The following is a 1808-nucleotide window of genomic DNA, read 5'->3' on the forward strand; positions in this document are numbered from 1 at the left end:
GACAACGCCCGCACGAACACCTCAGGCTTCCGCGCCACACCCACCTCCCAGAACCGACTGGGACAAGGCTGACGCGCCACCCCACCGAGATCAATTACCCCAGCAAGGTTCAGTCACGAGCCACTAGGCACACCCTTTTGCCGATTCCGCAAACACGATGGAGTTGACCTTCAGACGGGGCTACGTTCGGTTCGCGCCCCGATACGCCCTGAAGCAGGTGGTGATGTGGTGGACCCTCATCATCCGGTGTGGGCAACGCCCACCCTCCGGGAAGCGATCGCGCACCAGCACTACGGGCAGGTCGTACGTATCCTCCGGCAGGCCGAGGGACTCACGCTGGCCGAGTTCGGCCGCCGCTGCGGCTACTCCGGCTCCCGGCTTTCCCGGCTGGAGCGAGACCGCGCACCCCTGAATGACGTCGGGATCCTGCGGACATTCGCAACAGCGCTGCACGTGTCGCCCGCCATCTTCGGCCTCCTTCCCGCGAATGAAGAACCTACCGAGCGGGGGAAGAACCCCCAGAGACCTTCGGGCCCTACTGTGGTGCCCGGTACAGCCGAGGACGAGGAGGATCCGGTGCGTCGTCGTGCTCTCCTGGCCAATCTCGCGGTGACCGCCGCTGCCGCTGCCGCTGCCGTCCCTGCAGGATGGCCAGGCGGGGCGGCCGGCGCGAGCCCGGATGCGGGGACACGGCTGCTGGATGCGATGCGCGGCATGCTCCTCGGCACCACCCGCCTGACCGGCGCGGTCCCGGCCAGCACGAACCAGACCCGGGCGCTGCTGGCCAGCGCCACGTGCGCCTTCACGGGTTGCCGGTACTCCGAGCTCGGCGACGCGCTGCCCCGTCTCATCGCAGGGGCGCAGCAGGCCGCCGCAGACGACCACCGTCCGGCCGCGCACGCCGTCGTCGCACACGGATACATCCTGGCGACCAGGCTGCTGATCAAGCTGGATGCCGCCGAACTCGGGCTGCTCGCGGCCGACCGCGCCCACAACTTCGCGGCGGCGAGTGGCGACCTCGTGCTCTCCGGGGAGGCCGCGCGGAACATGGCCGTCCTCGCACGCAAGCTGGGGTGGCACGACCAGGCCACCGACCTCGCCCTACGCGCCGCCGAGCAGCTTCACGCCCCCGACCCGCGGTCCAAAGCCCAGCGCGGACTGCTGCTGATGTCAGCCGGGTACACCGCCGCGAAACGCCACGACACAGCCGGGCTGACCGACCTCACCGCCCAGGCTGACCGCATCGCCGGAACACTCTCGGACCGGATCCTGCTTCCCACGCACGGCGGCGGGTTCGGCCGGCCCGTGGTCGCGCTGCACCTGATCTCGGGGCACAACGCCGCCGGCGACCCGGCCGCCGCGCTTCGGGTGGCGCACAAGGTCCGGCTGGACGCGCTGCCGACCACCGAGCGACGCGCTCGGTACCTGACCGACGTGGCCACCTCGTACGGCATGTGGGGCAAACGCACGGAGTGCCTGGACGCGCTCCTGCGGGCCGAGCGGATCGCGCCGCAGGAGGTCCGGACCCGTCCGGCCGTCCGGAACCTCGTCAACGGGATGCTCACCAGCGGGCGGACGTCGCCGGAACTGCGGGGGTTCGCCGCCCGGCTGCATCTGGCCTAGAGGCCCTGAGTAGCGAACCGCCCGCCGACAGGAGTCGACGGGCGGTTCGGCCTCTGCCCACTAACCAGGGTTATTGGGTGTTGGCGGTTGGGTGAGTGGACGGCCCGGTGCTGTGGGCGTATGCCGGTGGCATGGCCAGATACCCCCAGGGCGGCGGGATGACCGACGCAGGCCGAGAGCGTCGG

At 70.6% G+C, this 1808-nt stretch carries 1 protein-coding gene and 1 pseudogene; both read left to right on the plus strand.

Going from position 1 to position 1808, the window contains the following annotated elements; all coding sequences use genetic code 11:
- Positions 1-246: 246 nt before the first annotated feature.
- Positions 247-453, plus strand: a pseudogene (locus EBO15_RS47475) (helix-turn-helix domain-containing protein); the annotation flags it as partial.
- Positions 454-705: 252 nt separating this feature from the next.
- Positions 706-1623 (plus strand): hypothetical protein, encoded by a 918-nt coding sequence (locus tag EBO15_RS43310; RefSeq protein ID WP_233616867.1) that lies wholly within the window; start codon positions 706-708, stop codon positions 1621-1623.
- The last annotated feature ends 185 nt before the right edge of the window (positions 1624-1808 follow it).

The organism is Actinomadura harenae (genome assembly GCF_003696215.1).
GTDB lineage: Bacteria > Actinomycetota > Actinomycetes > Streptosporangiales > Streptosporangiaceae > Spirillospora > Spirillospora harenae.